We start from the raw sequence: 25587 nt of genomic DNA, 5'->3' as shown, positions 1-25587 counted from the left end.
TCCGCACCCGACGCTCGGCGAATCGGTGGGCATGGCCGCCGAGCTGTACGAAGGTGTCTGTACGGACCTGCCGCCGCAACGCAAGAAGTAACGCAATCGGCACGGCCGGCCTCGCGCCGGCCACGAAAAACGCCGCCGCCCGGGAGATCCGGACGGCGGCGTTTTCTTTTGTCCGTGTCGCGCCAACGCACCAACGACGACCGGACGCACGGATGTTCCCGCGCCAGAAACGAAAAAGCCGCGCACTGCGCGGCTTTTTCAGGAGCAGGGGACGCTTACGCGGCCGGCTTGCTCGAACGGCGCGATGCAGCAGCGCTCGCAGCCTTCGTCGCGACAGCGGCAGCCGCGTTGAAGTTCGTTTCGGCGATCTCGACGGCTTGCTTCGCAGCCTTCTGGACCGTTTCGTACGTGGTGTTCGCAGCGTTCAGTGCCGACTTCAGCGCGGCGACTGCCGTTTCCGAACCAGCCGGGGCGTTCTTCGCGACGTTGTCGACGAGGGCCTGGACCTTCTTGTTCTGCTCTTCGAATTGCGCTTCGGCAACCTTCGCGAACTCGGCTTGCGTTGCCGACGCGATTTCATACAGGTGACGGCTGTACGACAGCACCTTTTCCGCGACCGGCTGCGACAGGCTCGCTTGCAGCGCGATCAGTTCCTGTGCGTCCTTCACCGACAGCAGGCGCTGCGCGTTTTCCTGGCTCTCCGTCAGCGTCGACTTCACGACCTGCAGGTTGAGTTCGATCAGCTTTTCGACGCCTTCGAACGCCTTGGTCGTCAGACCGAACAGGCTTTCGAGGTTGGCTTTCTGTGCGGCGGCGATTTGCTCGGGGGTCAGCAAGGACATGTCAAGCTCCTGAAAAGCGATCACGTCGATCGCAGGGTAAAGGGCACTACGCTGGGGAATCTCGGATGTGCGTGCTTTGTGCAACGCAACAATGAATCGTATTTTAGGGCAGAGAAAAGTCTTGTCAAGCACTTTTTGTGCGTTGCACAATCGCGACAAATTATCGATAAAACAACAAGTTATCGTGCTGGTTCGGAATCGGTTTCAGACACGATCCCACATGGTGCGCACCCGGCCGGGGCAGGCGGGGCGCACCGCGATCATGCACAGGTAAACCTGACAGGCATGTGGAACGTTATGCTTCTGTTCCTGTCGAAAAGCGCGCCGTTTCAATGCGCGTGCCGTGGCGACGTGCCGCCGCCGCGGTCGAGACCGGTGCTGCTGGCACGCCGAGCGCCGGATACGTACTTTCCCCGCTTTAATTTGTCGCCGAAGTGACGTTATCTCAATTAACCGTGTGGTAATCGGGAGACGGGTACTGTCGGGCAGCGCGTCCCATGAATTTTTTCGATGGGAGCGGGAGGGTTGATCGAGTGATCGTTGATCGACCCTTACATTCCGGTTTAACGACGATCGGTAAGTGCCTAATATTGCTCTTTTTTTAAGCTTTAACTACACTTGCGGAAACTCCCGCCCGCTTTGTCCAGACCCCAATGAAAGCCGAATCGTTTTCACCGCGCAGATTGTTGCAGAGCATGACGCTCGGCACGGCTGTGTCGGTCGCCGTCGCCTTGCTGGCGACTGCTGCGTCCGTCGCGCCCGCTGACGCCTTTGCCGCCACTGCGACGGCCCACCAGGCCGCCAAGAAAGCCGCTTCCACTTCATCCGCGAAGAGGAAGACGGTGAAGGCCGCCTCCGCGAAATCCGCCGACGTCGCGTCGGCCGATGCGCCGCGCGCGAAGGCATCGCGCAAACGCGCGACGCTCGCGTCGAACGTGCACGGCCACCGCGGCGCGGTGCGCAAGGTCGCGTTCCAGCCGCGTCGCCCGACGGTCGGCCAGGCATTCGGCCTGCACGACACGCCGGACGCGCTCGCGCTGCGCTCGAGCGTCGCGTATGTCGTCGACCAGAACACCGGCGAGCCGCTGTTCGACAAGAATTCGCACGCCGTCGTGCCGATCGCATCGATCTCGAAGCTGATGACGGCGATGGTCGTGCTCGACTCGAAGTCGCCGATGACCGACCAGCTCGAAGTCACCGACGAAGACCGCGACTACGAGAAGGGCACGGGTTCGCGCCTGTCGGTCGGCTCGGTGCTGTCGCGTGAGGACATGCTGCACATCGCGCTGATGGCGTCGGAAAACCGCGCGGCCGCCGCGCTGTCGCGTTACTACCCGGGCGGCCGTCCGGCATTCATCGCCGCGATGAACGCGAAGGCGAAGTCGCTCGGCATGAACGACACCCACTTCGAGAATTCGACGGGCCTGTCGAGCTCGAACGTGTCGAGCGCGCGCGACCTCGTGAAGATGGTCAACGCGGCGTACCAGTACCCGATGATTCGTCAGTTCTCGACCGACCGTACGTACGACGTCAATACGGGCAAGCGCAACCTGGTCTACAACAGCACGAACGCGCTGATCCGCGGCAACGGCTCGTGGGACATCGGCCTGCAGAAGACGGGCTTCATCAACGAGGCGGGCGAATGTCTCGTGATGCAGGCGACGATCCACGGCCGGCCGATGGTGCTGGTGCTGCTGGATTCGTTCGGCAAGTATTCGCGCTTCGCCGATGCGGCACGCCTGCGCAACTGGCTCGACGCCGGCGGCGGCGAGCGCCTGACGGCCGCCAACACGGCGAACGGCGGCACCTGATCGCGCCAGGGCGGTTCGCCGCCGTGGCGATCGCCGCAAAGAAAAAGCCCCGCAATCGCGGGGCTTTTTTCGTCCGGCCGCCATGCGGCGGGCGGCGCGGCTCATGCGTGCCGCTGCAACCCTTCGGCGTCCTTCGAGGGCGCGGGCCGGTAGCCGAGCGATTCCGAGATGGTCAGGGCGGTGCGGCTCAACTGGCCGAGCCACGCGTCCTGCAGGCGATCGGCCGGCGCCGACAGCGACAGGCCAGCGACGAGCTTGCCCGAGTCGTCGTAGATGCCGGCCGCGATGCAGCGCACGCCCAGCTCCAGTTCCTCGTTGTCACGCGCGCACGATTGCTGGCGCACGAGCGTCAACTCGCGTTCGAGCTTCGCGATGTCGGTAATGCTGTTCTGCGTATGGCCGGACAGCCCGGTGCGCGTCGCATAGGCGCGCACGCGCGACGTTTCGTCGACCGCGAGAAACAGTTTGCCGACCGACGTCAGATGCAGCGGCGCGCGGCCGCCGATCGCGCGGACGACCTGCATCCCCGAACGCTCGGAATACGCGCGCTCGATATAGACGATTTCGTCGCCCTGGCGTACCGACAGGTTCACGGTCTGGCCGGTCAGGCGGTGCAGCTCGCGCATCGGCATCAGGGCCGCGTCACGTACCGACAGGCGTGCCTTCACGAGATTGCCGAGCTCGAGCAGCCGCATGCCGAGCCGGTAGGTGCCGGGATCGGAGCGGTCGACGAGGCGGCAGGTCACCATGTCGTTGAGGATACGGTGCGCGGTCGACGGATGGAGGTCGGTGCGCTGCGCAAGCTCCTTCAGGCTGACGGGGTCGCTGTGCGCGGCGAGCGCGTCCAGCAGCCGCATCATGCGTTCGATCACCTGGATCGACGTTTTGGAATCCGGGGTGGGTTGGCTCATGTCGGGGGAGAATCGGTTGACGCGTCAAGCGGTATGGCGTCGATTGTATCTCGTATCGTGAAAAAAGCGAACGCCGTTCGAGGAAGTCCTCGTTTCCGGTCGTGTGCACTTGCGCGTGCGCCGGCGTTGGTCTTGCCGGGCAAACGGCGGATAATGAGAGCCGTTTTCTCGAAGGAGCGCGTATGCGAGTCGGTTTGTTCGTGACCTGCCTGGTCGACCTGATGCGTCCGGAAATCGGTTTCTCCGCGCTGAAACTGATTCGCGATGCCGGCTACGAGGTGTTCGTGCCGCCCGCGCAAACCTGCTGCGGCCAACCGGCCTACAACTCGGGCGACCGCGCGCTCGCGCGCGATCTCGCGGAAAAGACGCTGCGCGAGTTCGAGCAGTTCGACTACGTCGTCGCGCCGTCGGGCTCGTGCGGCGGCATGATCCGCGCGCACTATGGCGACCTGTTCCGGGACGATCCCGAATTGATGGGCCGCTACGCGCGGTTCCAGCAGAAAGTCTACGAACTGACCGATTTCCTCGCGAACGTCGCGAAGGTGACGCTCGCGCCCGGCGAATTCGCGGGGCCCGTCACCTATCACGATTCATGCTCGGGCCTGCGCGAGCTCGGCGTGAAGGCGCAGCCGCGTGCGCTGCTCGCGCAGCGCGGCGTCGCCGTCACCGAGATGAAGGACTGCGAACACTGCTGCGGCTTCGGCGGTACGTTCGCGGTCAAGTACGGCGACATTTCGGCGGCCATCGCGGACGAGAAGTGCGCGAACGTGCGCGCGTCCGGCGCGGGCGCTGTCGTGCTCGGCGATCTCGGCTGCATGCTGAACATCGAAGGGCGGTTGCGCCGCACGGGCGACCGCGACACGCGCGTGCTGCACGTCGCGCAGGTGCTGGCGGGCGACATCTGACGCCCGGTTCCGCTCACTTTTCCCCGATACCGCGATGCAAGTCCAATCGATGCATTTCAAGGCGCGTGCCGGCCAGAAGCTGGCCGACCAGCGCCTGCAGCAGAACCTGAAGAAGCTGTCGACGAAGTTCGTGTCCGCGCGCGCCGAGGCGATGACCGCGATCGACTTCCCGGCGACGCGCGCCGCGCTGAAGGCGCGCCGCAATCGTGCGCTGGAGAACCTCGACGTGTGGCTCGAGGTGTTCGAGCGCGAGGCGACACGGCGTGGCACGACGGTGCTGTTCGCGGAAACGACCGCGGACGCCGCGCGGCTCGTCGCCGACATCGCGCGGCGCCACGACGTGAAGAAGGTCATCAAGACGAAGTCGATGGTGTCCGAGGAAATGCGTCTGAACGCGGTGCTTGCCGAGATGGGCGTGCAATCGATCGAGACGGATCTCGGCGAATACATCCTGCAGATCAACGACAACGAGCCGCCGAGCCACATCATTGCGCCCGTCGTGCACAAGGACAAGGACGAAATCGCCGACCTGTTCGCACGCACGCACCACCGCGAGCGGCTGACCGAGATTCCCGACATGACGCGCGAGGCGCGCGAGGTGCTGCGCCCGCATTTCCTGTCGGCCGACATGGGCGTGACGGGCGGCAACTTCGTGATCGCGGAGACGGGATCGGTCGCGGTCGTCACGAACGAGGGCAACGAAGGGATGTGCACGGTGATGCCGCGCGTGCACGTCGCCGTGACGGGTATCGAGAAGGTGCTGCCGACGCTCGAGGATCTCGCGACCGCGATGCGCTTGCTGCCGCGCTCGGCGACCGGCCAGAAGACCTCGAACTACTTTTCGCTGCTCACCGGGCCGCGCGGCCCCGGCGACGAGGACGGCCCTGAACACAACTACGTGGTGCTCGTCGACGGCGGCCGCACGGGCCTGATAGGCGGCGAATTCCAGGCGATGCTGCGCTGCATCCGCTGTGGCGCGTGCATGAACCATTGCCCGGTGTACCAGAAGGTCGGCGGGCATGCGTATGGATGGGTCTATCCGGGCCCGATGGGATCGGTGCTGACGCCGAGCTACGTCGGGATCGACCGTGCGCTCGACCTGCCGCAGGCCGCGACGCTGTGCGGCGAATGCGACAGCGTGTGCCCGGCCGGGATCCCGCTGTCGCACCTGCTGCGCACGCTGCGCGAGAAACAGGTCGAACGGCACCTGCGGCCGTGGCGCGAGCGCGCCGCGCTCGCCGCGTGGGGCTTTTTCGCGCGCCGGCCGGTGCTTTACGCACTGACGACCAAGCTCGCGGTGCGGGTTCTCGAGCGGCTGGGCGGCAACGGGGGCACGCTGCGGCGCCTGCCGATGATGGGCGGCTGGATGGACACCCGCGACATGCCGACCCCGACCGGCCGCACGTTCCGCGAACTGTACGCGGCATCGCAAAGCCATCTCGGCTGACGACTGTTCATCGGGCGGCAACAGTGCGTTCGCTATTCATGTATTTATCTCGATAGATGCGGTCTATAGAATCTTGTCTGTAGTCCCCGACAGTGGGTTTCGGGGCATGAGGTCAAGGAGCCGCATCATGAGAAAGACAATATCGATGTACTGGCCGCTGGCAATCGTCGTTCCGCTCGCCGCGGTCGCTTATCTGCACGCAATGGCCGACGCGCCGTCGCGTGGCCCGATCGCCGTTCACCAGGCATCGGCCGAACTCGCGCGCGCGGTGTCGTTCGGGCTGGTCGGCGATGCGACGGAACCGTTGCCGGCCGGATCCGGCGACGTCGTGCTCGCCGTGCCCAAGGCGCTGTAAGGCACGCCGCCGTCGCTTTGCGCGGCGGCGCGATTCCGGGCGCCTTTGTATAATGGCGCGTTCTTCTCCCACGCGGTTCGCCGCGGCTTTCCGATAGTGCGATGACTCGCGTTGCGATCTGTTTCGTCTGTCTCGGCAATATCTGCCGTTCGCCCACGGCGGAAGGCGTGATGCGCCACCAGGTGGAGACGGCCGGACTGGCCGACCGGATCGCGGTCGATTCGGCGGGTACCGGCGACTGGCACGTTGGCGAGCCGCCCGACACGCGCGCGCAGGCGGCGGCCCGGATCCGCGGCTACGACCTGTCTGCGCTGCGGGCGCGGCAGGTGAACGCGGCGGATTTCGAGCGGTTCGACCTGCTGCTGGCGATGGACGAAGCCAATCTCGCGGAATTGCGCCGGCGCTGTCCACCCGAGCATCACGACAAGGTGCGCCTCTTGATGGAATTCGCGCCGCGCGCGGCCGAGACCGAAGTGGCCGATCCTTATTTCGGCGGCGCGCAAGGTTTCGAACAGGTGCTCGACCAGGTCGAGCGCGCGTGCGCGGGCCTGCTGGACATGCTCCGCAGCGGCACCGCCCGCTGATCGCGGCGGGTATTCAGCGGTCTGCGAATACCCTGTCGCAGACATGGATACTTGACTAAAAACGTCAAATATTTATACTTGACCAAAATCGTCAAGATTGCAGTCCCCTAGACACCATGAGACTCACCACCAAAGGCCGTTTCGCCGTCACGGCGATGATTGACTTGGCACTGCGCCAGGAGCAGGGCCCGGTGACGCTTGCAGGCATCAGCCAGCGCCAGCGGATTTCGCTCTCGTATCTCGAACAGCTGTTCGGCAAGCTGCGCAGGCATGAAATCGTCGAATCCGTGCGCGGCCCAGGCGGCGGCTACAACCTCGCGCGCCGCGCGCAGGACGTCACCGTCGCCGACATCATCATCGCGGTCGATGAACCACTCGATGCCACGCAGTGCGGCGGCAAAGGCACGTGCGACGGCTCGAAGCAGCCCGACGGCCATTGCATGACGCACGAGCTGTGGTCGACCCTGAACCAGAAAATGGTCGAATACCTCGATTCGGTATCGCTGCAGGATCTCGTCGATCAGCAGCGCGCACGCGAGGGTGCGCCCGCGGTGCTGCGAGACCGGCGCGCGCCGGAGCCCGCCGCGGCGCCGGCCGAACCGGTGCGCACGATGCCGCTCGGTCCCAATTCGGTGTTCAACATCGCGAGTTCGTGAGCGCGACGCGCCGCACACCCCATAACGCACATAGTCCCTGCACAGAATACCCGGAGCGACAGATGACCCAAGAGACTCTCCACCTGCCCATCTACATGGATTACAGCGCGACGACGCCCGTCGACCCGCGTGTGGTCGACAAGATGGTGCCGTACCTGCGCGAGCAGTTCGGCAACCCGGCGTCGCGCAGCCACGCGTACGGCTGGGACGCGGAACGCGCGGTCGAGGAGGCGCGCGAGCAGGTGGCCGCACTCGTGAACGCGGATCCGCGCGAGATCATCTGGACGTCCGGCGCGACGGAATCGGACAACCTGGCGATCAAGGGTGCCGCGAACTTCTACAAGGGCAAGGGCAAGCACATCATCACGGTGAAGACCGAGCACAAGGCCGTGCTCGACACCTGCCGCGAGCTCGAGCGCGACGGCTTCGAAGTCACCTATCTCGACGTGAAGGAAGACGGCCTGATCGACCTCGACGTGTTCAAGGCCGCACTGCGCCCGGACACGATCCTCGTGTCGGTGATGCACGTAAACAACGAGATCGGCGTGATCCAGGACATCGAGACGATCGGCGAGATCTGCCGCGAGAAGGGCATCGTGTTCCACGTCGACGCCGCACAGTCGACCGGCAAGGTCGAGATCGACCTCGCGAAGCTGAAGGTCGACCTGATGTCGTTCTCGGCGCACAAGACCTACGGCCCGAAGGGCATCGGCGCGCTGTACGTGCGCCGCAAGCCGCGCGTGCGCATCGAAGCGCAGATGCACGGCGGCGGCCACGAGCGCGGAATGCGTTCGGGCACGCTGGCGACGCACCAGATCGTCGGCATGGGCGAAGCGTTCCGTATCGCACGCGAAGAAATGGCGACCGAGAACGAGCGCATCCGCATGCTGCGCGACAAGCTGCTGCGCGGCCTGTCGCAGATCGAGGAAACCTACGTGAACGGCGACATGGAGCACCGTGTCCCGCACAACCTGAACATCAGCTTCAACTTCGTCGAAGGCGAGTCGCTGATCATGGCGATCAAGGACGTCGCGGTGTCGTCGGGCTCGGCGTGCACGTCGGCGTCGCTGGAGCCGTCGTACGTGCTGCGCGCACTCGGCCGCAACGACGAACTCGCGCACAGCTCGATCCGCTTCACGGTCGGCCGCTTCACGACGGAGCAGGATGTCGACTTCGTGATCAACCTGCTGAACAGCAAGATCGCGAAGCTGCGTGAACTGTCGCCGCTCTGGGAAATGCACCAGGAAGGCATCGATCTGTCGACGATCGAATGGGCCGCACACTGAACACCGCATTGAATACATTCGCGGGCGGATTTGCGCACGCAGACGTAACGAGTCAAGGAGTCTGAGTCATGTCATACAGCAACAAGGTTCTGGATCACTACGAAAATCCGCGTAACGTCGGTTCGTTCGCGAAAGACGACGACGCGGTCGGTACGGGCATGGTCGGCGCGCCGGCTTGCGGCGACGTGATGAAGCTGCAAATCCGCGTCGGCGCGGACGGCGTGATCGAAGACGCGAAGTTCAAGACGTACGGCTGTGGTTCGGCCATCGCGTCGAGCTCGCTCGTGACCGAATGGGTGAAGGGCAAGACCCTCGACGAGGCGCTGTCGATCAAGAACACGCAGATCGCCGAAGAGCTGGCCCTGCCGCCGGTGAAGATTCACTGCTCGATTCTCGCGGAAGACGCGATCAAGGCAGCCGTGGCCGACTACAAGAAGCGCCACGACACCAAGGAAGGCGATCAGGCAGCGGCCTGAGCGGCATCGAGCGGCTTCGCAAGAAAACGCCGGGCCGCCCCAGGTTTTTCGCCCCGCAGGAAGTCCCCTTGGGGGATGACCCCCTCGGGGGGCCTGGCGCGAAGCGACAGGTTTGGGGGCGCTTAGACGGAACGCGGCGGGCCCGAGTGGCGCGCCGCGGCAAGGACATCATGGCAATTACACTGACCGAAAAAGCAGCACAACACGTCCAGAAATACCTCGTCCGTCGCGGCAAGGGTGTGGGCCTGCGGCTTGGCGTTCGCACGACCGGGTGCTCGGGGCTCGCGTACAAGCTCGAGTATGTCGACGAGCTGGCTCCCGAGGATCAGGTGTTCGAGAGCCATGGCGTGAAGGTCGTCGTCGACCCGAAGAGCCTCGCGTACATCGACGGCACCGAGCTCGACTTCGCACGCGAAGGCCTGAACGAAGGGTTCAAGTTCAACAACCCGAACGTGAAGGACGAGTGCGGCTGCGGCGAATCGTTCCGCGTGTGACGCGGGTTTCCGCGCGATGCGGGCAAGAGGCGGCACGGGCCGCCTTTTTAATGTGCGGCGTTTGCCGCGCGACGAACCGGAATTGAACGCGACGATGGTTTCGCTGAAAGACAGCCACTTCGATCTGTTTCACCTGCCGGCGCAATTCGCGCTCGACGAGGCGGCGCTCGACAGCGCATATCGCACGGTGCAGACGCAGGTGCACCCGGACCGCTTCGCCGCGGCCGGCGACGCGCAAAAGCGCATCGCGATGCAATGGGCGACCCGTGCGAACGAAGCCTACCGCACGCTGCGCGATCCGCTGAAGCGCGCGACCTATCTGCTGTCGCTGCGCGGCGTCGACATCGGTGCCGAAAACAACACCGCGATGGAGCCCGCGTTCCTGATGCAGCAGATGGAGTGGCGCGAAGGCATCGAGGATGCCGCGGCCGCCCGCAACGTCGATGCGCTCGATGCGCTGCTCGCCGAACTGCGCGACGAAAAGCGCGTGCGCCTCGAGCGCCTCGGCACGCTGCTCGACAGCGCGGCCGACCAGGCCGCCGCCGAGGCCGTGCGCCAGCTGATGTTCATCGAACGGGTCGCGTCGGAAGTGGGCGCGCAGATCGAGCGCCTCGAAACTTAACCGCGTGCCTCGCGGCACGCGCAGCAAACGGGCCGAGTGCCCGAACGAACCAAGATGGCTTTACTGCAAATTTCCGAACCGGGCATGGCGCCGGCGCCGCACCAGCGGCGACTCGCTGTCGGGATCGATCTCGGCACGACGAACTCGCTCGTCGCGGCCGTGCGCAACAGCGTGCCCGAAGTGCTGCCGGACGAGACGGGCCGCGCACTGCTGCCGTCGGTGGTCCGTTATCTGGAGAAGGGCGGCCGCCGCATCGGTCACGAAGCGAAGGAGCAGGCCGCGACCGATCCGCGCAACACGATCGTGTCGGTCAAGCGCTTCATGGGTCGCGGCAAGGCCGAGGTCGAAGGTGCGGCGAACGCGCCGTACGATTTCGTCGACGCGCCGGGCATGGTGCAGATCCGTACGATCGACGGCGTGAAGAGCCCGGTCGAAGTGTCGGCCGAGATCCTCGCGACGCTGCGTTACCGCGCGGAAGATACGCTCGGCGACGAGCTGGTCGGCGCGGTGATCACGGTGCCCGCGTACTTCGACGACGCGCAGCGCCAGGCGACGAAGGACGCCGCGCGCCTCGCGGGCCTCAACGTGCTGCGCCTGCTGAACGAACCGACGGCGGCCGCGATCGCCTACGGTCTCGACAACGCGGCCGAAGGCCTCTACGCGGTGTACGACCTCGGCGGCGGCACGTTCGACCTGTCGATCCTGAAGCTGACGAAGGGCGTGTTCGAAGTGCTGGCCGCGGGCGGTGATTCCGCACTCGGCGGTGACGATTTCGACCACGCGCTGTTCGGCCACGTGCTCGCGCAGGCCGGCATCGATGCGAAGGCGCTCGCGCCAGAGGACGTGCGCCTGCTGCTCGATCGCGTGCGCGTGTTGAAGGAAGCGCTGTCGTCCGCGCCGCAGGCGTCGCTCGACGTGACGCTGTCGAGCGGAGCGCACCTCGCGCAGACGATCTCGCACGACACGTTCGCCGCGCTCGTCGAGCCGCTCGTGCAGCGCACGCTGACGCCGACGCGCAAGGCCCTGCGCGATGCGCAGGTGAGCCCGGCCGACATCAAGGGCGTCGTGCTCGTCGGCGGCGCGACGCGCATGCCGGTGATCCGCGAGGCGGTCGCGAAGTATTTCGGCCAGCCGCCGCTCGTCAACCTCGACCCGGACCAGGTCGTCGCGCTCGGCGCGGCGATCCAGGCCGACCTGCTCGCCGGCAATCGCGGCAGCGGCGACGACTGGCTGCTGCTCGACGTGATTCCGCTGTCGCTCGGCGTCGAGACGATGGGCGGTCTCGTCGAGAAGATCATTCCGCGCAATTCGACGATTCCGATCGCACGCGCGCAGGAATTCACGACCTTCAAGGACGGTCAGACCGCGATGGCGATCCACGTCGTGCAGGGCGAGCGCGAGCTCGTCGCCGACTGCCGGTCGCTCGCGCGCTTCGAGCTGCGCGGCATCCCGCCGATGACGGCCGGTGCGGCGCGCATCCGTGTGACCTACCAGGTCGATGCGGACGGGCTGTTGTCGGTGTTCGCGCGCGAGCAGCATTCGGGCGTCGAGGCGTCGGTCGTCGTGAAGCCGTCCTACGGCCTCGCCGACGACGACATCGCGAAGATGCTCGAGGACAGCTTCAAGACCGCCGAGATCGACATGCGGGCACGCGCGCTGCGCGAAGCCCAGGTCGAGGCCGAGCGGATGATCGAAGCGACGCAGGCGGCGCTGGCGGCCGACGGCGAATTGCTCGACGATGCCGAACGCACGCAGGTCGACGCGCTCGTCGCGGCGCTGCGCACGATCGCGCAGGGCGACGACACCGACGCGATCGAAACCGCGACCAAGACGCTGGCCGACGGCACCGACGAATTCGCGGCGCGCCGGATGGACAAGAGCATCAAGCGCGCACTGTCGGGCCGACGGCTCGACGAGATCTGAATGAACGACCTGCGCGCGGGCCGGCGACGGCCCGCGCGATATTGAACCGTGCGGCGTCAACCGCCGCACCCTGACTGACGGAACGGACATGCCTCAACTGGTGGTGCTGCCTCACGTCGAACTGTGCCCGGACGGCGCAGTGATCGACGCGACGCCCGGCAAGAGTATTTGCGACAACCTGCTCGACCACGGGATCGAGATCGAGCACGCCTGCGAGAAGTCGTGCGCATGCACGACCTGCCACGTGGTGATCCGCGAGGGCTTCAACGATCTCGAGCCGTCCGACGAGGACGAAGACGACCTGCTGGACAAGGCGTGGGGCCTCGAGCCGACGTCGCGCCTGTCGTGCCAGGCGATCGTGAAGGAAGATTCCGACCTGGTGGTCGAGATTCCGAAGTACTCGATCAACCACGCGAAGGAAAATCACTGACGGATCGGCGGGGCGGACTCGCCACGTACACGGGAGAGCAGGCCATGAAATGGACCGATTCGCGCGAAATCGCCATCGCGCTGGCAGACAAGCATCCGGACGTCGATCCGCAGCGGATCAATTTCGTCGACCTGCGCCAATGGGTCATCGAACTGGACGGCTTCACCGACGATCCCGCTCACTCGGGCGAGAAGATTCTCGAAGCGATCCAGGCTCACTGGATCGACGAATCGGACTTCGACGACGAAGACTGAGGTTCGCGCCGGCGTCCGCGCCGCGTGGCTCCCGCAAAAGGAAAAGGCTCGTGAAGCATGCTTCACGAGCCTTTTTCGTTTCGAGCGTGCGGCGAGGGCCGTCAGTCGACGAACGGCCCCGGCGATGCGTCATGCGTGACGCATTACGAGCCGACCAGCGTGCCGTTCTCCACACGCACGCGCTGCCCCTGGCCGAACGGCGGCGGGTTGTGATACGTGAACGTGCGTGTCGCGCCGCTTTCCATCTGGACCTGCACCTCGTAGTCGGTTTCCGCGCGCACCTGCTTCTCGACCTGGTTGCCGGCAAGACCGCCGCCGAGCGCACCGATGATCGTCATCGCGGTGCGGCCGTTGCCGTGGCCGAACTGGTTTCCGAGCAGGCCGCCGGCCGCTGCGCCGCCGACCGCGCCGATCCCCGAGCTCTGGCCCGGCGTACGCGACTGCGTGATCGCGACGACCGTACCGCAGGTCTGGCAATAGGCCGGCTGCGCGGGCGCGGACGACTGTTGCGCGTATTGCGGCGGTTGCGGTGCGGGCGTATGGCGGTGGCGCGTGGCCGCCGGGCGCGGTGCGGGCTTCGGTTCGGCTTGCGCTGCAGCCGCCTTCTCGGCCGCCAGCTTCTGCTGCGCGGCCTGTTCGGCTGCCTGCTGCTGCGCTTGCGCGGCGAGCGCGGCGCTGGCGGCCGCGGCCGTATCGACGGCCGGCTGCGACGCGATCAGCGCGGCCTGGGTCTGGCCGTTCTGCGCGTTGTTGCTGCTTGCCTTCGGGAAGATACCCGTGATCGCGGCGGTGGCGGCGAGGCTGGCGACGATGACGGCGCCTGCCGCGGTCGCGATGAGCGGGTGGAGGCGTTGCTTTTGCGGCGTGGTTTGATTCTGGTTGTCCATTTTGTTCTCCGGTGTCGACCCGGCTTCGCACGTTGGCGCTGGCCGGATCCCACGCTCGGGAGCGAGCAGACTTGGCGTTCCGGCGCCGCGTTCTGGTCCCGTGGTCATGCGTGGTGACGCAACAGGAGTGTCGTCCACGGGCGAGCGGCGCACCGTATCAAGGTGTAACGAATTGCAGCGGGGAACTGGCGGTTGCTACCGGGAAAACCCGGAGAAGGCCGTCGCGACAAGGGGATAAAACGGGGGAGGATCGAAAGCCGGCAGACACCGGCAGGCGGGATTTACGCGTGGTTACAAAGCACGCACGTGTGCGCCGCGGGGCGCGGCGCACACGCGGGCACGGCCGTCAGTCTTCGCGGCGCAGGTGCGGGAACAGCAGCACGTCGCGGATCGTCGGGCTGTCGGTCAGCAGCATCACGAGACGGTCGATGCCGATCCCGCAGCCGCCCGTCGGCGGCATCCCGTGTTCGAGCGCGCGAATGTAGTCGGCGTCGAAGAACATGGCTTCCTCGTCGCCGGCATCCTTCTGCTCGACCTGCTTCTTGAAGCGTGCGGCCTGGTCTTCCGGATCGTTCAGCTCCGAGAAGCCGTTCGCGATCTCGCGGCCGGTCATGAACAACTCGAAACGCTCGGTGATGCCCGGCACCGTATCCGATGCGCGTGCGAGCGGCGACACCTCGACCGGGTAGTCGATGATGTAGGTCGGCTCCCACAGCTGCGATTCGGCGGTTTCCTCGAACAGCGCGAGCTGCAGCGCGCCGGTGCCGGCGTTCAGGAATGCCGGCTGCGACACGTCGACGCCGAGGCGCTTCAGTTCGGAGCGGAGGAACGCGTCGTCCGACAACTGGCCGTCGGTGTACTGCGGCGCGTACTTCTGGATCGCCTGCGTGATCGTCAGGCGGTGGAACGGCTTCGCGAGGTCGAGCTCGCGGCCCTGGTACTGGATCGTCGCGGTGCCGAGCGCATCGATCGCCGCCTGGCGGATCAGCTGCTCGGTGAAGTCCATCAGCCAGCGGTAGTCGGTGTACGCGGCGTAGAACTCCATCATCGTGAATTCCGGGTTGTGGCGCGGCGACACGCCTTCATTCCGGAAGTTGCGGTTGATCTCGAACACGCGTTCGAAACCGCCGACGATCAGGCGCTTCAGGTACAGCTCCGGCGCGATGCGCAGGAACATCTGCATGTCGAGCGCGTTGTGATGCGTGACGAACGGCTTGGCCGCGGCGCCGCCCGGGATCGGGTGCAGCATCGGCGTCTCGACTTCCATGAAGTCGGCGTTGTCCATGAAATTGCGGATCGACGCGATGGTCTTGGTGCGCGCGCGGAACGTATCGCGCGTTTCCGGCGTGACGATCAGGTCGACGTAGCGCTGGCGATAGCGCATTTCCTGGTCGGCGAGGCCGTGGAACTTGTCCGGCAGCGGACGCAGCGCTTTCGACAGCAGGCGCAGCTCCTTGCACTGGACCGACAGCTCGCCCTTGTTGGTGCGGAACAGCACGCCGCGGGCGGCGACGATGTCGCCCAGATCCCACTTCTTGAATGCGTCGTAGGTTTCCGTGCCGACGTCGTTCGGCGTCACGAAGAACTGGATCTGGCCCGAACCATCCTGCACCGTCGCGAAGCTCGCCTTGCCCATCACGCGCTTGAGCATCATGCGGCCGGCGACCGACACCTCGACCGGATTCGCTTCGAGCGCGGCCTTGTCCGAGTCGGCGAATGTCGCCTGGAGATCGGCCGCGTGATGCGTCGGCCGGAAATCGTTCGGATAGGCGATGCCTTGCTCGCGCAAGGCGCGCAGCTTCTCGCGGCGTTCGGCGATGATCTGGTTTTCGTCCGCCGCGACGGCGGGCTGCGTTTGAGTCGGTTCGGTCATGATGGTCGGAATTCGGAGTGGGTGCGGCAACGCAAACGGGAGGGGCGAGGGGGCGCGGCCGGGACGGGCCGCGCCGCGGCGCTTACACGCCCTGTTTGAGGCTCGCGCTGATGAAGTCGTCGAGATCGCCGTCGAGGACGGCTCGCGTGTTGCTCATTTCCACGTTCGTGCGCAGGTCCTTCACGCGGCTCTGGTCGAGCACGTACGAACGGATCTGGTGGCCCCAGCCCACATCGGTCTTGCTCGATTCGAGCTTGTCCTGCTCGGCCTGGCGCTTGCGCATCTCGGCTTCGTACAGGCGCGACTTCAGCATCGCCATCGCTTCGGCCCGGTTGCGGTGCTGCGAGCGGTCGTTCTGGCACTGCACGACGATGCCGGTCGGCATGTGCGTGATCCGCACGGCCGAGTCGGTCTTGTTGATGTGCTGGCCGCCCGCGCCCGAGGCGCGGTACGTGTCGATGCGCAGGTCGGCCGGATTGACCTCGACTTCGATCGAGTCGTCGATTTCCGGATACACGAACACCGACGAGAACGACGTGTGGCGGCCGCCCGACGAGTCGAACGGCGACTTGCGCACGAGGCGGTGGATGCCCGTTTCGGTGCGCAGGAAGCCGTATGCGTATTCGCCCGTGACCTTGACCGTCGCGTTCTTGATGCCGGCGACATCGCCGTCGGACTCTTCGAGCACTTCGGCCTTGAAGCCCTTGCGTTCGCAGTAACGCAGGTACTGGCGCAGCAACATCGACGCCCAGTCGCACGCTTCGGTGCCGCCGGCGCCGGCCTGGATGTCGATGAAGCAGTTGTTCGGGTCGGCCGGGTTCGAGAACATCCGGCGGAATTCGATGTCGCCGACGCGTGCTTCGAGCTGCTTCGCGTCGTCTTCCGATGCGACGAGGGTGTCTTCGTCGCCTTCCTCGCGTGCCAGCTCGAACAGGTCGAGCGCATCGCGCAGGTCGCTATCGAGCACTGTCAGCGTCGTGACGACGCCTTCGAGCAGCTTCTTCTCGCGGCCGAGTGCCTGGGCGTTCTTCGAATCGTTCCAGACGTTCGGGTCTTCGAGTTCCTTGTTGACTTCGATCAGACGCGCAGACTTGGCGTCGTAGTCAAAGATACCCCCGAAGCTCGCCCGCGCGGTTGCGCAGGTCGAGCAGGGAGCTTTCGATCGCGTTGAGACGTTCCGCTTCCATGATCGTTCGCTATTCTTGCTTCGTAAAAAAGCGGAATTATAGCCGATCGGCGGGGTTTCCCGGTGACGCGGAATGTGCTTGCATGCGTGCCGCGGCCCCGTTTGGCGCGGCGCGCATGCGGCTCGCGCGCGCCAGGGGCCGGGCGGTCGTGCGGTCGGGGCTCAGCCGGCCGCGTGTTCGACGATCAGCTGGACGCGCGTCACGCCGTTCCACGTGTCGGCCACGAGGCGGTACGCGATCAGCGCGCTCGCCGGCAGCGGGTCGGTGTGGTTGAACCAGATCGCGTTGAAGCGCTGGCGGCCGCGCGCCAGTTGCAGTTTCAGGTGCTTTTCCTTCACGAGCGACTGCGACACGACGTCGAATTCGCCGGAGAAAAGCGGGGCCGGAAAGCCCTGGCCCCAGACGGCTTCGTCGAGCAGCCCGACGAACTGCGGCGTGAAATACGCTTCCTCGAGTTCGCCGTCGGTCTCGATCACGCGCGAGAGCGCGTCGTCGGACAGCCACTCGCGTGCGACGGCCTCGAACGCGGCCGCGAAGCGCGGCACGTTGTCGGTATCGAGCGTGAGACCGGCCGCCATCGCGTGGCCGCCGAACGCGACGATCAGGTCGGGTTCGCGCTTCGACACGAGGTCGAGCGCATCGCGCAGGTGGAAGCCGGGAATCGAGCGGCCCGACCCCTTGACCCGCGTGCCGGCTTCGTCCGCGTGCGCGAACGTGAACGACGGGCGGTGGAATTTTTCCTTGAGCCGCCCGGCGACGATGCCGATCACGCCCTGGTGCCATTCGGGGTTGAACAGCGTGATCGTGCACGCGTCGGCCGGATCGACGTCGGCGAGATCGGCGAGTGCCTGCTGCTGCATGCCGGCCTCGATCTCGCGGCGCTCGCGGTTCATTACGTCGAGCTGCTGCGCGAGGTCCCATGCGCGGCCGATGTCGTCGGTGATCAGGCACTCGATGCCGAGCGACATGTCGGAGAGCCGCCCGGCGGCGTTCAGGCGCGGGCCGAGGCCGAAACCGAGGTCGAAGCCCGATGCGGTGCGCGCCTCGCGGCCGGCGGCGCGGAACAGCGCGGCGATGCCCGGCTGCATGCGGCCGTTGCGGATGCGCTGCAGCCCCTGCGCGACGAGCACGCGGTTGTTGCCGTCGAGCCGCACCACGTCGGCGACGGTGCCGAGCGCGACGAGGTCGAGCAGCCCGTCGAGGCGCGGTTCGGCCTCCTTGCTCGCGAATGCGCCGCGGCGGCGCAGCTCGGCGCGCAGCGCGAGCAGCACGTAGAACATCACGCCGACGCCGGCGATGTGCTTGCTCGGGAACGCGCAGCCGGGCTGGTTCGGATTGACGATCGCGCGTGCGGCGGGCAGCGCGTCGCCGGGCAGGTGGTGGTCGGTCACGAGCACGTCGATGCCGCGTGCGTTCGCGGCCTCGACGCCCGCGACGCTCGCGATGCCGTTGTCGACGGTGATCAGCAGGTCGGGCTTGCGTGCGGCCGCGAGTTCGACGATCTCGGGCGTGAGGCCGTAGCCGTATTCGAAACGGTTCGGCACCAGGTAGTCGATCTGCGCGCCGAACATCCGCAGGCCGCGCACCGCGACCGCGCACGCGGTCGCGCCGTCGCAGTCGTAGTCGGCGACGACGAGCAGACGTCGGTTGTCGGCGATTGCATCGGCGAGCAGCGACGCGGCATCCGCGCAGCCTTTCAGTTCGGTGGGCGGGACGAGGCGCGCGAGCGCCGTCTCGATGTCGGTCGGGGACTGCACACCGCGCGACGCATACAGGCGCGCGAGGACGGGGTGCAGGCCGTGGCGCGCGAGCGCTTCGGCGTCGGCGGGCGCGACGGGGCGGGTAACGATCCGGGTCATACGGGGTGTGCTTGTTATTCGAACAGGGATGCCAGCGCGCGGCGGCGCCAGAACTTGCGCAGGTCGCCGCGCGTCGCGTGCAGCGTCACGGAGCTGGTGTCGCCGCACAGCGTGAAGTCGACGCCGGCCAGCTCGCCGTTCTGCAGCGCGGCGAGGGCCGGCGCGAACCAGTCGCGCTCGAGTGCGGCGAGTCCGTCATGCCAGCGTGCCCAGTCCTGCTCGATGAACGGGGTGGTCAGCGCCGGCAGTTCGACGAGCGTCGCACCGGTGGCGGCGGGCAGCGTGCCGAACGCGGTCGGCGGCGCACCGGCATCGGCTTGCGCGGCGCGCGCGAGACCGAGGGCCGCGGGCGACGCGGAGAGCACGCGCGCGAACGGCTTGCCGACCGGCTTCAGCGTGCCCTGCGCATGGAACCAGATCGAATTGACGGCCGGCAGGCCGCGCGCCTCGCGGGCCTCGTTGACCGGGTGCTGGAACCATGCCATTTGCACTTCGTTCTGCAGCTTCATCCACATCCGCGAGCGCTCGCCCGTATGCGCCTCGTGCGGCAGCCAGATCTCGATGTTGCGGCCGCTCGCGCGCAGCGGCGCGGCGCCGGCGAGCCGGGCGAGCTGTTCGCTCGACAGGTACCAGCGTGACGGGTTCGGCGCCTCGAGCCGTACGCCGAGCTCCTCGATCAGCGGTCGCGCGACCGCGAGCAGTGCAGCCGCGTCGCCGTCGTCGAGCGCGAGGGCCGCCGGATCGACGAGCACCAGGTGATCGTGTGCGATTTCGACGTGGACGGGCTCGACACATGCCCACGCGTGCGCGCCGGGGTCGCCGCCGTCCGCCAACAGCATGTAGGGCGCGAGCGGCGCCTCGTCCGCGGCGTTGCCCTGGGTCGCGCCGAACTGGCGGGCCAGCCAGCGCTCGTGCGGCAGCGTGCGCTGGAAGTCCTCGCCGGCCACGCGCTCGACGAGGCTTGCGCGGGCGAGCAACTTTTCGAGCGCGGGGCTGTCCAGCGTGTGCAGGGACGAGGCCGCATCGGCCGCCGACGGCAGCGCGAACGGAACGAGAAAATGGAGGCGTCGGTCGTGCATGATGGTGCGCATTGTATGGCAAACTGCGCGCGTGATCGGGCCGGTGGACGGCCCGATTGCGTCCGGCGACCGTTTTTTCGACCGTGCCCTGGTGGCCGGCCGCCGCCGGACGGCTCCGGGCGCGGGCCGCCATCCCCGCCGTAACCAGCAGAAAGGATTCGCTTGAAACTTCCGTACGAATGGCAGATCGGCTGGCGCTACACGCGCGCCGGCAAACGCACGACCGGCAACGGCTTCATTTCCTTCATCGCGCTCGTGTCGATGCTCGGGATCGCGCTCGGCGTCGCGGCGCTGATCGTCGTGCTGTCCGTGATGAACGGCTTCCAGAAGGAAGTGCGCGACCGCATGCTGTCGGTGCTCGCGCACGTCGAGGTGTTCTCGCCGACCGGCTCGATGCCCGACTGGCAACTGACCGCGCAGGAAGCGCGCCGCAATCCGTCGGTGATCGGCGCGGCGCCGTACGTCGACGCGCAGGCGCTGCTCACGCGCCAGGACGCGGTGAGCGGCGTGATGCTGCGCGGCGTCGAGCCGTCGCTCGAACCGCAGGTGTCGGACATCGGCAAGGACATGAAGGCGGGCCAGCTGGCGGCGCTCGTGCCCGGCCAGTTCGGCATCGTGCTCGGCGACGCGCTCGCCGGCAACCTTGGCGTGACGGTCGGCGACAAGGTCACGCTGGTTGCGCCGGAAGGCACGATCACGCCGGCGGGGATGATGCCGCGGCTCAAGCAGTTCACGGTGGTCGGCGTGTTCGAGTCGGGCCACTACGAATACGACAGCACGCTCGCGATGATCAACATCCGCGACGCGGAGGCGCTGTTCCGGATGTCCGCGCCGACCGGCGTGCGGCTGCGGCTCACCGACATGCAGAAGGCGCCGCAGGTGGCGGTCGAGCTGTCGCATACGTTGTCGGGCAGCCTGTACATCCGCGACTGGACCCAGCAGAACAAGACCTGGTTCTCGGCCGTGCAGATCGAGAAGCGGATGATGTTCATCATCCTCACGTTGATCATCGCGGTCGCCGCATTCAACCTCGTGTCGTCGCTCGTGATGACGGTGACCAACAAGCAGGCCGACATCGCGATCCTGCGCACGCTCGGCGCGCAGCCGGGCTCGATCATGAAGATCTTCGTCGTGCAGGGCGTGACGATCGGCTTCGTCGGCACCGCGTCGGGCGTCGCGCTCGGCTGCCTGATCGCATGGAGCATTCCGTGGCTGATCCCGATGATCGAGCATCTGTTCGGCGTGCAGTTCCTGCCGCCGTCGGTGTACTTCATCAGCGAGCTGCCGTCCGAGCTCGTCGCGGGCGACGTCATCAAGATCGGCCTGATCGCGTTCGTCCTGTCGGCCGTCGCGACGCTCTATCCGAGCTGGCGCGGCGCGAAGGTGAAGCCGGCGGAGGCACTGCGCTATGAATGACCGCGCTACCGCATTCGCGGATTCACGACAACCCATCAGACAGGATTCGGCAGGTATGCAGGAATACGTGCTTCAGGCGCGCGGAATCACGAAGGCATTCGTGCAGGGCGGCTTCAACGTGCAGGTGCTCAACAACACCGAGCTGACGGTGCGGCGCGGCGAGAAGCTGGCGGTCGTCGGCGCGTCGGGCTCCGGCAAGAGCACGCTGCTGCACGTGCTGGGCGGCCTCGACGAACCGAGCGCGGGCGAAGTGTCGCTGCTCGGCAAGCCGTTTACGCAGCTCGCCGAGCGCGAGCGCAACGAGTTGCGCAACCGCGCGCTCGGGTTCGTCTATCAGTTCCATCACCTGCTGCCGGAATTCACCGCGCTCGACAACGTCGCGATGCCGCTGCGCATCCGCCGGATGACGACCGAGGACGCGCGCGAACAGGCGCAGGCGATGCTCGAACGCGTCGGTCTCGGTCCGCGTGCGAAGCACCGGCCGGGCGAGTTGTCGGGCGGCGAGCGGCAGCGCGTCGCGATCGCGCGCGCACTAGTGACGAAGCCGGCCTGCGTGCTCGCCGACGAGCCGACCGGCAATCTCGACGGCACGACGGCCGACACGGTGTTCAACCTGATGCTCGAATTGTCCGAGACGCTCGAAACGAGCTTCGTGATCGTCACGCACGATCCCGAGCTCGCCGCGCGCTGCGACCGCATCATGCGCCTGCGCGACGGCGTGCTGCACGAGGAGCCGGCGCTGCCGGTGTGAACAACGCCTCAACCGTGCCGCGGGGTGAGTCCCGGCGTTGCGGCGAGGGCGCAGGAAACCCGCCATGTGGATCGATACGCATTGCCATCTCGATGCCGCCGAATTCGACGCCGATCGCGACGCGGTCGCGCAGGCGGCGCGCGCGGCCGGCGTGTCGCGCATCGTGATCCCGAGCGTCGGGCGCGACAACTTCACGACGGTGCGCGAGCTGGCACAGCGCACGCCGGGCGCGGTCTATGCGCTCGGCATCCACCCGATGTATACGCCGCACGCGCGCGACGAGGATCTCGATCGGCTGCGCATGGAGATCGAGGCGAGCCTCGATGATCCGCGCTTCGTCGCGATCGGCGAGATCGGTCTCGACTACTTCGTGCCGGGGCTCGACGAAGCGCGGCAGCAATTCTTCTATCAGGGGCAGCTCAAGCTCGCGCGCGAATTCGACCTGCCGGTGCTGTGCCACGTGCGCAAGTCGCAGGATCGCGTACTGGCCGGGCTGCGCCGCTTCGGCGTGCGGCGCGGCATCGCGCATGCGTTCAACGGCAGTTTCCAGCAGGCCGATGCGTATCTCGCACAGGGGCTGCATCTCGGTTTCGGCGGCAACGTGACGTTCGGACGCGCGTTGCAGATCCGCCGTCTCGCCGCGCAGTTGCCGCTCGACGCGATCGTCGTCGAGACGGACGCGCCCGACATCGCGCCCGAGTGGGCGTACAGATCCCGCAACGCACCCGACCAGGTGCCGCGCATCGGCGGCGTGCTCGCCGAACTGCGCGGGATCGACGCGCACGCGCTGTCCCTATCCACAACGGCTAACGCGCTCGCCGCGCTGCCGCGCCTCGCACTTTCGTCCGCATAATCGTTGCCGGAAGGCGCCGCATCGACAGCGGCGGCGCCAGGTCGACGAGGAGGCGCGATGCGCGCGTGGTGGATCGCGTTCGCGCTCGGCGTCGTCGTGCTGCAGCGGCAGGCGGCGTTGCCGGGCGCGGGCGGCTGGGCAGGCGGGGCGGTCGTGCTGGCCGGTTGCGGCGCGCTGCTCGCATGGTGCGCGCGGCGCCGTCGAAGCCGCGCGATCGTCGCGTTCCGGTGGGTGCTCTGCGCAAGCGCGGCCTGCGCGATCGGATTCGGCTATGCGGCCGCGCGCGCCGAATGGCGGCTGCAAGACAGCCTGCCCGTCGAGCGGGAAGGGCGCGACATCGTTGTCACGGGCGTGATCAGCGGATTGCCGGTGATCGACGATACCGGCGCGCGGCTGCTGTTTGCCGTCGAATCGAACGATGCGGGGCTGGCCCGTTTTCCTCCCGTGATCCGGTTGTCGTGGCGCACGTACGGCGCGCCCGCCGCACGCGACACGATGCCCGATTTGCGCGCCGCGCAGCGCTGGCGCCTCGTCGTGCGCCTGAAGCGCCCGCACGCCGAGGCGAATCCCGGCGTGCGTGATAGCGAGGCGGCCTGGCTTGCCGCGGGCATTCGTGCGATCGGCTATGTGGTCGCGCCCGAGCGGGCGGAACTGCTCGACGCGCGGGCGTCGGGATGGCGCGCGTCGATCGATCGCCTGCGTGACGCGCTGCGTACTGGTATCGGCGACACACTCGGCAGCGGCGCGCCCCATCGCGGCATCGTGACCGCGCTCGCGGTCGGCGATCAATCCGGCATCGGCGACGACGACTGGCGCGTGCTGCGCAATACGGGCACGAGTCATCTGGTCGCGATCTCGGGCCTGCATGTCGGGCTCGTCGGCGCGATCGCGGGCGGGATCGTGTCGATGGTCTGGCGGCGTCTGCGCTGGCGCGGACGTGCCGCGGCGCTCATGATGCCGGTGCCCTACGTGGCTTCGCTGGCGGCACTGACGGCCGCCGCCGGCTATGCGGCGCTTGCCGGCTTCAACGTGCCGGCGCAGCGCGCGTGGTGGATGATCGCGGCCGGGGCGGCCGCCTATCTGGCCGGACGCAGCGTGCCGACCTCCGCGGTGTTGTGCGCGGCGCTCGGTGGCGTGCTGCTGGCCGATCCGTGGGCGGTGCTGTCGGCCGGGTTCTGGCTGTCGTTCGGGGCGGTCGCCGTGATCCTGATGGCCGTGGCGGGCTGGCGCGCGGTGCGCGAGTTCGACGGCGGCGGCGACAGTGCCCCGGATGATGCTGGCGCGGCCGACCGCCTGCGTCGCCTGCGTGCCTGGTGCACGCGTGCCGGGCGCCGTATCGCGGAGGCGACGCGCGTGCAGTACGCGGTAACGATCGGTCTCGCGCCGCTGACGGCCGTGTGGTTCGCGCAGATCTCGGTATCGGGCCCGCTGGGCAATGCGTTTGCAATTCCGTGGGTCAGCTCCGTCGTGACGCCGATCGTGCTCGCCGGGATCGGGTTGCCCGCGCCGTTGGACGCGTATGCATTCCGGATCGCGCATGCGGCGCTCGAACCGATGATGATGGTGCTCCGGCATCTCGCCGACTGGCCGGCCGGCGTGTTCTGGCTGCGCATGCCGGACTGGCCGGTGCTGGCGCTTGCGTGCGTGGGTGTCGCGTGGGTCTTGATGCCGCGCGGCTGGCCGCTGCGCTGGGCCGCGCCGATGACATGGCTGCCCCTGATCGTGCCGGCGCCCGATGCGCCGCCGCCCGGCGGCTTCCGGCTGACCGTGCTCGACGTCGGGCAGGGCGCGTCGGTGTTGGTGGAGACCGCGCGCCGGACGCTGTTGTTCGATGCGGGGCCGGGGGCGGAGTCGACCCATGCCGGTACGCGGATCGTTGCGCCGTCATTGCGTGCACGTGGAATCCGGACGGTCGATTCGCTCGTGCTCAGCCATGCGGATGCCGATCACGCGGGCGGTGCGGCGGCCGTCTATGCGGCCATCGAAGTTCGCCAGTTGCTTGCCGGCATTGCGCCGCGGCACCGGCTATGGCGCGACGCGCAGGCGGCTGGCGTGGCCGACCGGCTGCGTTGCGCCGCCGGGCAGCGGTGGACCTGGGACGGCGTCGTCTTCACGATGCTTTGGCCGCCGCGTGTGGCGGGCGCGGGCCCGTCGAACGAACAATCGTGCGTGCTGCGCATCGACGCGGGCGGCACGTCGGCACTGCTGACGGGCGACATCGAGGCACGCGCCGAGCGCCGGCTCATGGCCGACGCGCGCGACGCACTGGCCGCGCAGATCCTCGTCGTCCCGCATCACGGTAGCCGCACGTCGTCGGTCGAGCCTTTCCTCGATTCGGTCGGGCCGCGCGTCGCGGTATTTCCTGTAGGCTATCGCAATCGCTTCGGGCATCCGCACCGGACGGTCCTCGCGCGCTACGACGCGCGCGGGATTCCGCTGCTGCGCACCGATCGCGACGGGGCCGTGCGGTTCGACGTCGCGCCGGCGGGCGGCGGTTTCGCGTTCGAGCGTTATCGCGATGCGCAGCGACGGTACTGGATGGGCCGGTGACCGGTGCGATGGCGCGCGTCCGGATGGAAGCGACCGGACTGAGTGCTGAAGCACCAGCTAGTCGGCCTTGAACAATTCGCAAAGGCTTGTGCAGCAAGGCTCGATAGCTGAAACGGTGTTGTGAGATTTGCAAGGC

24 protein-coding genes are annotated in these 25587 nt (G+C 67.2%); 17 read left to right on the top strand and 7 right to left on the bottom strand.

From position 1 onward, the window contains the following. Positions 1 to 275 precede the first annotated feature (275 nt). The gene (locus DIE06_RS35440) at positions 276 to 842 is read right to left on the bottom strand and encodes a phasin family protein (protein ID WP_124665403.1); all 567 of its coding nucleotides are present in this window, start codon (positions 840 to 842) and stop codon (positions 276 to 278) included. Positions 843 to 1495: 653 nt separating this feature from the next. On the opposite strand from DIE06_RS35440, the gene pbpG reads away from it, so the two are divergent. After that, entirely contained in the window at positions 1496 to 2653 is a 1158-nt protein-coding gene (gene pbpG / locus DIE06_RS35435) for a D-alanyl-D-alanine endopeptidase (RefSeq protein WP_124665402.1), read from the top strand. A 101-nt stretch (positions 2654 to 2754) separates the two neighbouring features. On the opposite strand, the gene DIE06_RS35430 is transcribed toward pbpG, so the two are convergent. After that, complete coding sequence (locus DIE06_RS35430) at positions 2755 to 3564, bottom strand: IclR family transcriptional regulator (RefSeq protein ID WP_124665401.1); 810 nt, start codon at positions 3562 to 3564, stop codon at positions 2755 to 2757. 182 nt (positions 3565 to 3746) lie between these two features. On the opposite strand from DIE06_RS35430, the gene DIE06_RS35425 reads away from it, so the two are divergent. From DIE06_RS35425 to iscX, 12 genes are all read left to right on the top strand, one after another. After that, complete coding sequence (locus tag DIE06_RS35425) at positions 3747 to 4469, top strand: (Fe-S)-binding protein (RefSeq protein WP_124665400.1); 723 nt, start codon at positions 3747 to 3749, stop codon at positions 4467 to 4469. 34 nt (positions 4470 to 4503) lie between these two features. Further along, positions 4504 to 5916: a lactate utilization protein B gene (locus DIE06_RS35420; protein WP_124665399.1), complete on the top strand. Its 1413-nt coding sequence runs from the start codon at positions 4504 to 4506 to the stop codon at positions 5914 to 5916. Positions 5917 to 6043: 127 nt separating this feature from the next. After that, positions 6044 to 6271 carry a hypothetical protein gene (locus tag DIE06_RS35415; RefSeq protein WP_124665398.1) on the top strand — a complete coding sequence of 76 codons (228 nt, stop codon included), beginning with the start codon at positions 6044 to 6046 and terminating at the stop codon, positions 6269 to 6271. 101 nt (positions 6272 to 6372) lie between these two features. Beyond that, complete coding sequence (locus DIE06_RS35410; protein ID WP_124665397.1) at positions 6373 to 6855, top strand: low molecular weight protein-tyrosine-phosphatase; 483 nt, start codon at positions 6373 to 6375, stop codon at positions 6853 to 6855. 116 nt (positions 6856 to 6971) lie between these two features. Next, the gene (iscR, locus tag DIE06_RS35405) at positions 6972 to 7511 is read left to right on the top strand and encodes a Fe-S cluster assembly transcriptional regulator IscR (protein ID WP_006760276.1); all 540 of its coding nucleotides are present in this window, start codon (positions 6972 to 6974) and stop codon (positions 7509 to 7511) included. 62 nt (positions 7512 to 7573) lie between these two features. Then, positions 7574 to 8797, top strand: coding sequence for an IscS subfamily cysteine desulfurase (locus tag DIE06_RS35400; protein ID WP_057925229.1), 1224 nt, complete (start codon positions 7574 to 7576; stop codon positions 8795 to 8797). Between the two features lie 68 nt (positions 8798 to 8865). Beyond that, positions 8866 to 9273: a Fe-S cluster assembly scaffold IscU gene (gene iscU / locus DIE06_RS35395; protein WP_009691729.1), complete on the top strand. Its 408-nt coding sequence runs from the start codon at positions 8866 to 8868 to the stop codon at positions 9271 to 9273. Positions 9274 to 9443: 170 nt separating this feature from the next. Beyond that, on the top strand, positions 9444 to 9767 hold the full coding sequence (iscA, locus tag DIE06_RS35390) for an iron-sulfur cluster assembly protein IscA (protein ID WP_011885413.1): 324 nt from the start codon (positions 9444 to 9446) through the stop codon (positions 9765 to 9767). A gap of 94 nt (positions 9768 to 9861) precedes the next feature. Next, entirely contained in the window at positions 9862 to 10389 is a 528-nt protein-coding gene (hscB, locus tag DIE06_RS35385) for a Fe-S protein assembly co-chaperone HscB (RefSeq protein WP_034176899.1), read from the top strand. Positions 10390 to 10443: 54 nt separating this feature from the next. Beyond that, positions 10444 to 12312, top strand: coding sequence for a Fe-S protein assembly chaperone HscA (hscA, locus tag DIE06_RS35380; RefSeq protein ID WP_124665396.1), 1869 nt, complete (start codon positions 10444 to 10446; stop codon positions 12310 to 12312). Positions 12313 to 12400: 88 nt separating this feature from the next. After that, positions 12401 to 12742 (top strand): ISC system 2Fe-2S type ferredoxin, encoded by a 342-nt coding sequence (gene fdx, locus DIE06_RS35375; RefSeq protein ID WP_124614544.1) that lies wholly within the window; start codon positions 12401 to 12403, stop codon positions 12740 to 12742. A gap of 44 nt (positions 12743 to 12786) precedes the next feature. Beyond that, a complete protein-coding gene (gene iscX / locus DIE06_RS35370) occupies positions 12787 to 12996 on the top strand; it encodes a Fe-S cluster assembly protein IscX (RefSeq protein WP_040144569.1) in 210 nt (69 codons plus the stop codon). A 143-nt stretch (positions 12997 to 13139) separates the two neighbouring features. Here iscX and DIE06_RS35365 read toward each other — a convergent pair whose 3' ends face one another. From DIE06_RS35365 to DIE06_RS35345, 5 genes are all read right to left on the bottom strand, one after another. Further along, the gene (locus DIE06_RS35365) at positions 13140 to 13883 is read right to left on the bottom strand and encodes a glycine zipper 2TM domain-containing protein (RefSeq protein WP_124665395.1); all 744 of its coding nucleotides are present in this window, start codon (positions 13881 to 13883) and stop codon (positions 13140 to 13142) included. A 346-nt stretch (positions 13884 to 14229) separates the two neighbouring features. After that, positions 14230 to 15756, bottom strand: a complete 1527-nt coding sequence (lysS, locus tag DIE06_RS35360; protein WP_124665394.1) for a lysine--tRNA ligase — start codon at positions 15754 to 15756, stop codon at positions 14230 to 14232. An 82-nt stretch (positions 15757 to 15838) separates the two neighbouring features. Beyond that, positions 15839 to 16943 (bottom strand): peptide chain release factor 2 gene (prfB, locus tag DIE06_RS35355; RefSeq protein WP_124614540.1). Its coding sequence is split into 2 segments (ribosomal slippage): positions 15839 to 16861 and positions 16863 to 16943, totalling 1104 coding nucleotides; the frame shifts between segments, so codons are not numbered across the junction. Between the two features lie 161 nt (positions 16944 to 17104). After that, a complete protein-coding gene (gene recJ, locus DIE06_RS35350) occupies positions 17105 to 18802 on the bottom strand; it encodes a single-stranded-DNA-specific exonuclease RecJ (RefSeq protein WP_124665393.1) in 1698 nt (565 codons plus the stop codon). A 14-nt stretch (positions 18803 to 18816) separates the two neighbouring features. Continuing rightward, positions 18817 to 19881 carry a regulator gene (locus DIE06_RS35345; protein WP_124665392.1) on the bottom strand — a complete coding sequence of 355 codons (1065 nt, stop codon included), beginning with the start codon at positions 19879 to 19881 and terminating at the stop codon, positions 18817 to 18819. A 162-nt stretch (positions 19882 to 20043) separates the two neighbouring features. Here DIE06_RS35345 and DIE06_RS35340 point away from each other — a divergent pair, with 162 nt between their 5' ends. The 4 genes from DIE06_RS35340 to DIE06_RS35325 all read left to right on the top strand — a co-directional run bounded on the left by DIE06_RS35340 (position 20044) and on the right by DIE06_RS35325 (position 25451). Next, a complete protein-coding gene (locus DIE06_RS35340) occupies positions 20044 to 21297 on the top strand; it encodes a lipoprotein-releasing ABC transporter permease subunit (protein ID WP_124665391.1) in 1254 nt (417 codons plus the stop codon). Continuing rightward, complete coding sequence (lolD, locus tag DIE06_RS35335) at positions 21290 to 22048, top strand: lipoprotein-releasing ABC transporter ATP-binding protein LolD (RefSeq protein WP_392840290.1); 759 nt, start codon at positions 21290 to 21292, stop codon at positions 22046 to 22048. The genes DIE06_RS35340 and lolD overlap by 8 nt, the downstream gene beginning before the upstream one ends. Positions 22049 to 22112: 64 nt before the next feature. Then, a complete protein-coding gene (locus DIE06_RS35330; protein ID WP_124614535.1) occupies positions 22113 to 22901 on the top strand; it encodes a TatD family hydrolase in 789 nt (262 codons plus the stop codon). A 57-nt stretch (positions 22902 to 22958) separates the two neighbouring features. Then, on the top strand, positions 22959 to 25451 hold the full coding sequence (locus tag DIE06_RS35325) for a DNA internalization-related competence protein ComEC/Rec2 (protein WP_124665390.1): 2493 nt from the start codon (positions 22959 to 22961) through the stop codon (positions 25449 to 25451). The last annotated feature ends 136 nt before the right edge of the window (positions 25452 to 25587 follow it).

This window comes from Burkholderia sp. Bp8998 (genome assembly GCF_003854235.1).
In the GTDB taxonomy this organism is placed as follows: domain Bacteria; phylum Pseudomonadota; class Gammaproteobacteria; order Burkholderiales; family Burkholderiaceae; genus Burkholderia.
The sequence above is the reverse complement of the archived record's forward strand: the minus strand, read 5'-3'. Positions and strand labels throughout refer to the sequence as shown.

What these genes read in the sequence shown, in the direction of transcription:
- hscA (WP_124665396.1), top strand. Translation starts at nt 10,444, where the DNA reads ATGGCTTTACTGCAAATTTCCGAACCGGGCATGGCGCCGGCGCCGCAC.
- DIE06_RS35425 (WP_124665400.1), top strand. Translation starts at nt 3,747, where the DNA reads ATGCGAGTCGGTTTGTTCGTGACCTGCCTGGTCGACCTGATGCGTCCG.
- lysS (WP_124665394.1), bottom strand. Translation starts at nt 15,756, where the DNA reads ATGACCGAACCGACTCAAACGCAGCCCGCCGTCGCGGCGGACGAAAAC.
- DIE06_RS35430 (WP_124665401.1), bottom strand. Translation starts at nt 3,564, where the DNA reads ATGAGCCAACCCACCCCGGATTCCAAAACGTCGATCCAGGTGATCGAA.
- iscX (WP_040144569.1), top strand. Translation starts at nt 12,787, where the DNA reads ATGAAATGGACCGATTCGCGCGAAATCGCCATCGCGCTGGCAGACAAG.
- DIE06_RS35415 (WP_124665398.1), top strand. Translation starts at nt 6,044, where the DNA reads ATGAGAAAGACAATATCGATGTACTGGCCGCTGGCAATCGTCGTTCCG.
- DIE06_RS35365 (WP_124665395.1), bottom strand. Translation starts at nt 13,883, where the DNA reads ATGGACAACCAGAATCAAACCACGCCGCAAAAGCAACGCCTCCACCCG.
- lolD (WP_392840290.1), top strand. Translation starts at nt 21,290, where the DNA reads ATGAATGACCGCGCTACCGCATTCGCGGATTCACGACAACCCATCAGA.
- DIE06_RS35400 (WP_057925229.1), top strand. Translation starts at nt 7,574, where the DNA reads ATGACCCAAGAGACTCTCCACCTGCCCATCTACATGGATTACAGCGCG.
- DIE06_RS35325 (WP_124665390.1), top strand. Translation starts at nt 22,959, where the DNA reads ATGCGCGCGTGGTGGATCGCGTTCGCGCTCGGCGTCGTCGTGCTGCAG.
- DIE06_RS35420 (WP_124665399.1), top strand. Translation starts at nt 4,504, where the DNA reads ATGCAAGTCCAATCGATGCATTTCAAGGCGCGTGCCGGCCAGAAGCTG.
- DIE06_RS35440 (WP_124665403.1), bottom strand. Translation starts at nt 842, where the DNA reads ATGTCCTTGCTGACCCCCGAGCAAATCGCCGCCGCACAGAAAGCCAAC.
- iscU (WP_009691729.1), top strand. Translation starts at nt 8,866, where the DNA reads ATGTCATACAGCAACAAGGTTCTGGATCACTACGAAAATCCGCGTAAC.
- iscA (WP_011885413.1), top strand. Translation starts at nt 9,444, where the DNA reads ATGGCAATTACACTGACCGAAAAAGCAGCACAACACGTCCAGAAATAC.
- hscB (WP_034176899.1), top strand. Translation starts at nt 9,862, where the DNA reads ATGGTTTCGCTGAAAGACAGCCACTTCGATCTGTTTCACCTGCCGGCG.
- iscR (WP_006760276.1), top strand. Translation starts at nt 6,972, where the DNA reads ATGAGACTCACCACCAAAGGCCGTTTCGCCGTCACGGCGATGATTGAC.
- fdx (WP_124614544.1), top strand. Translation starts at nt 12,401, where the DNA reads ATGCCTCAACTGGTGGTGCTGCCTCACGTCGAACTGTGCCCGGACGGC.
- DIE06_RS35330 (WP_124614535.1), top strand. Translation starts at nt 22,113, where the DNA reads ATGTGGATCGATACGCATTGCCATCTCGATGCCGCCGAATTCGACGCC.
- recJ (WP_124665393.1), bottom strand. Translation starts at nt 18,802, where the DNA reads ATGACCCGGATCGTTACCCGCCCCGTCGCGCCCGCCGACGCCGAAGCG.
- DIE06_RS35345 (WP_124665392.1), bottom strand. Translation starts at nt 19,881, where the DNA reads ATGCACGACCGACGCCTCCATTTTCTCGTTCCGTTCGCGCTGCCGTCG.
- DIE06_RS35410 (WP_124665397.1), top strand. Translation starts at nt 6,373, where the DNA reads ATGACTCGCGTTGCGATCTGTTTCGTCTGTCTCGGCAATATCTGCCGT.
- pbpG (WP_124665402.1), top strand. Translation starts at nt 1,496, where the DNA reads ATGAAAGCCGAATCGTTTTCACCGCGCAGATTGTTGCAGAGCATGACG.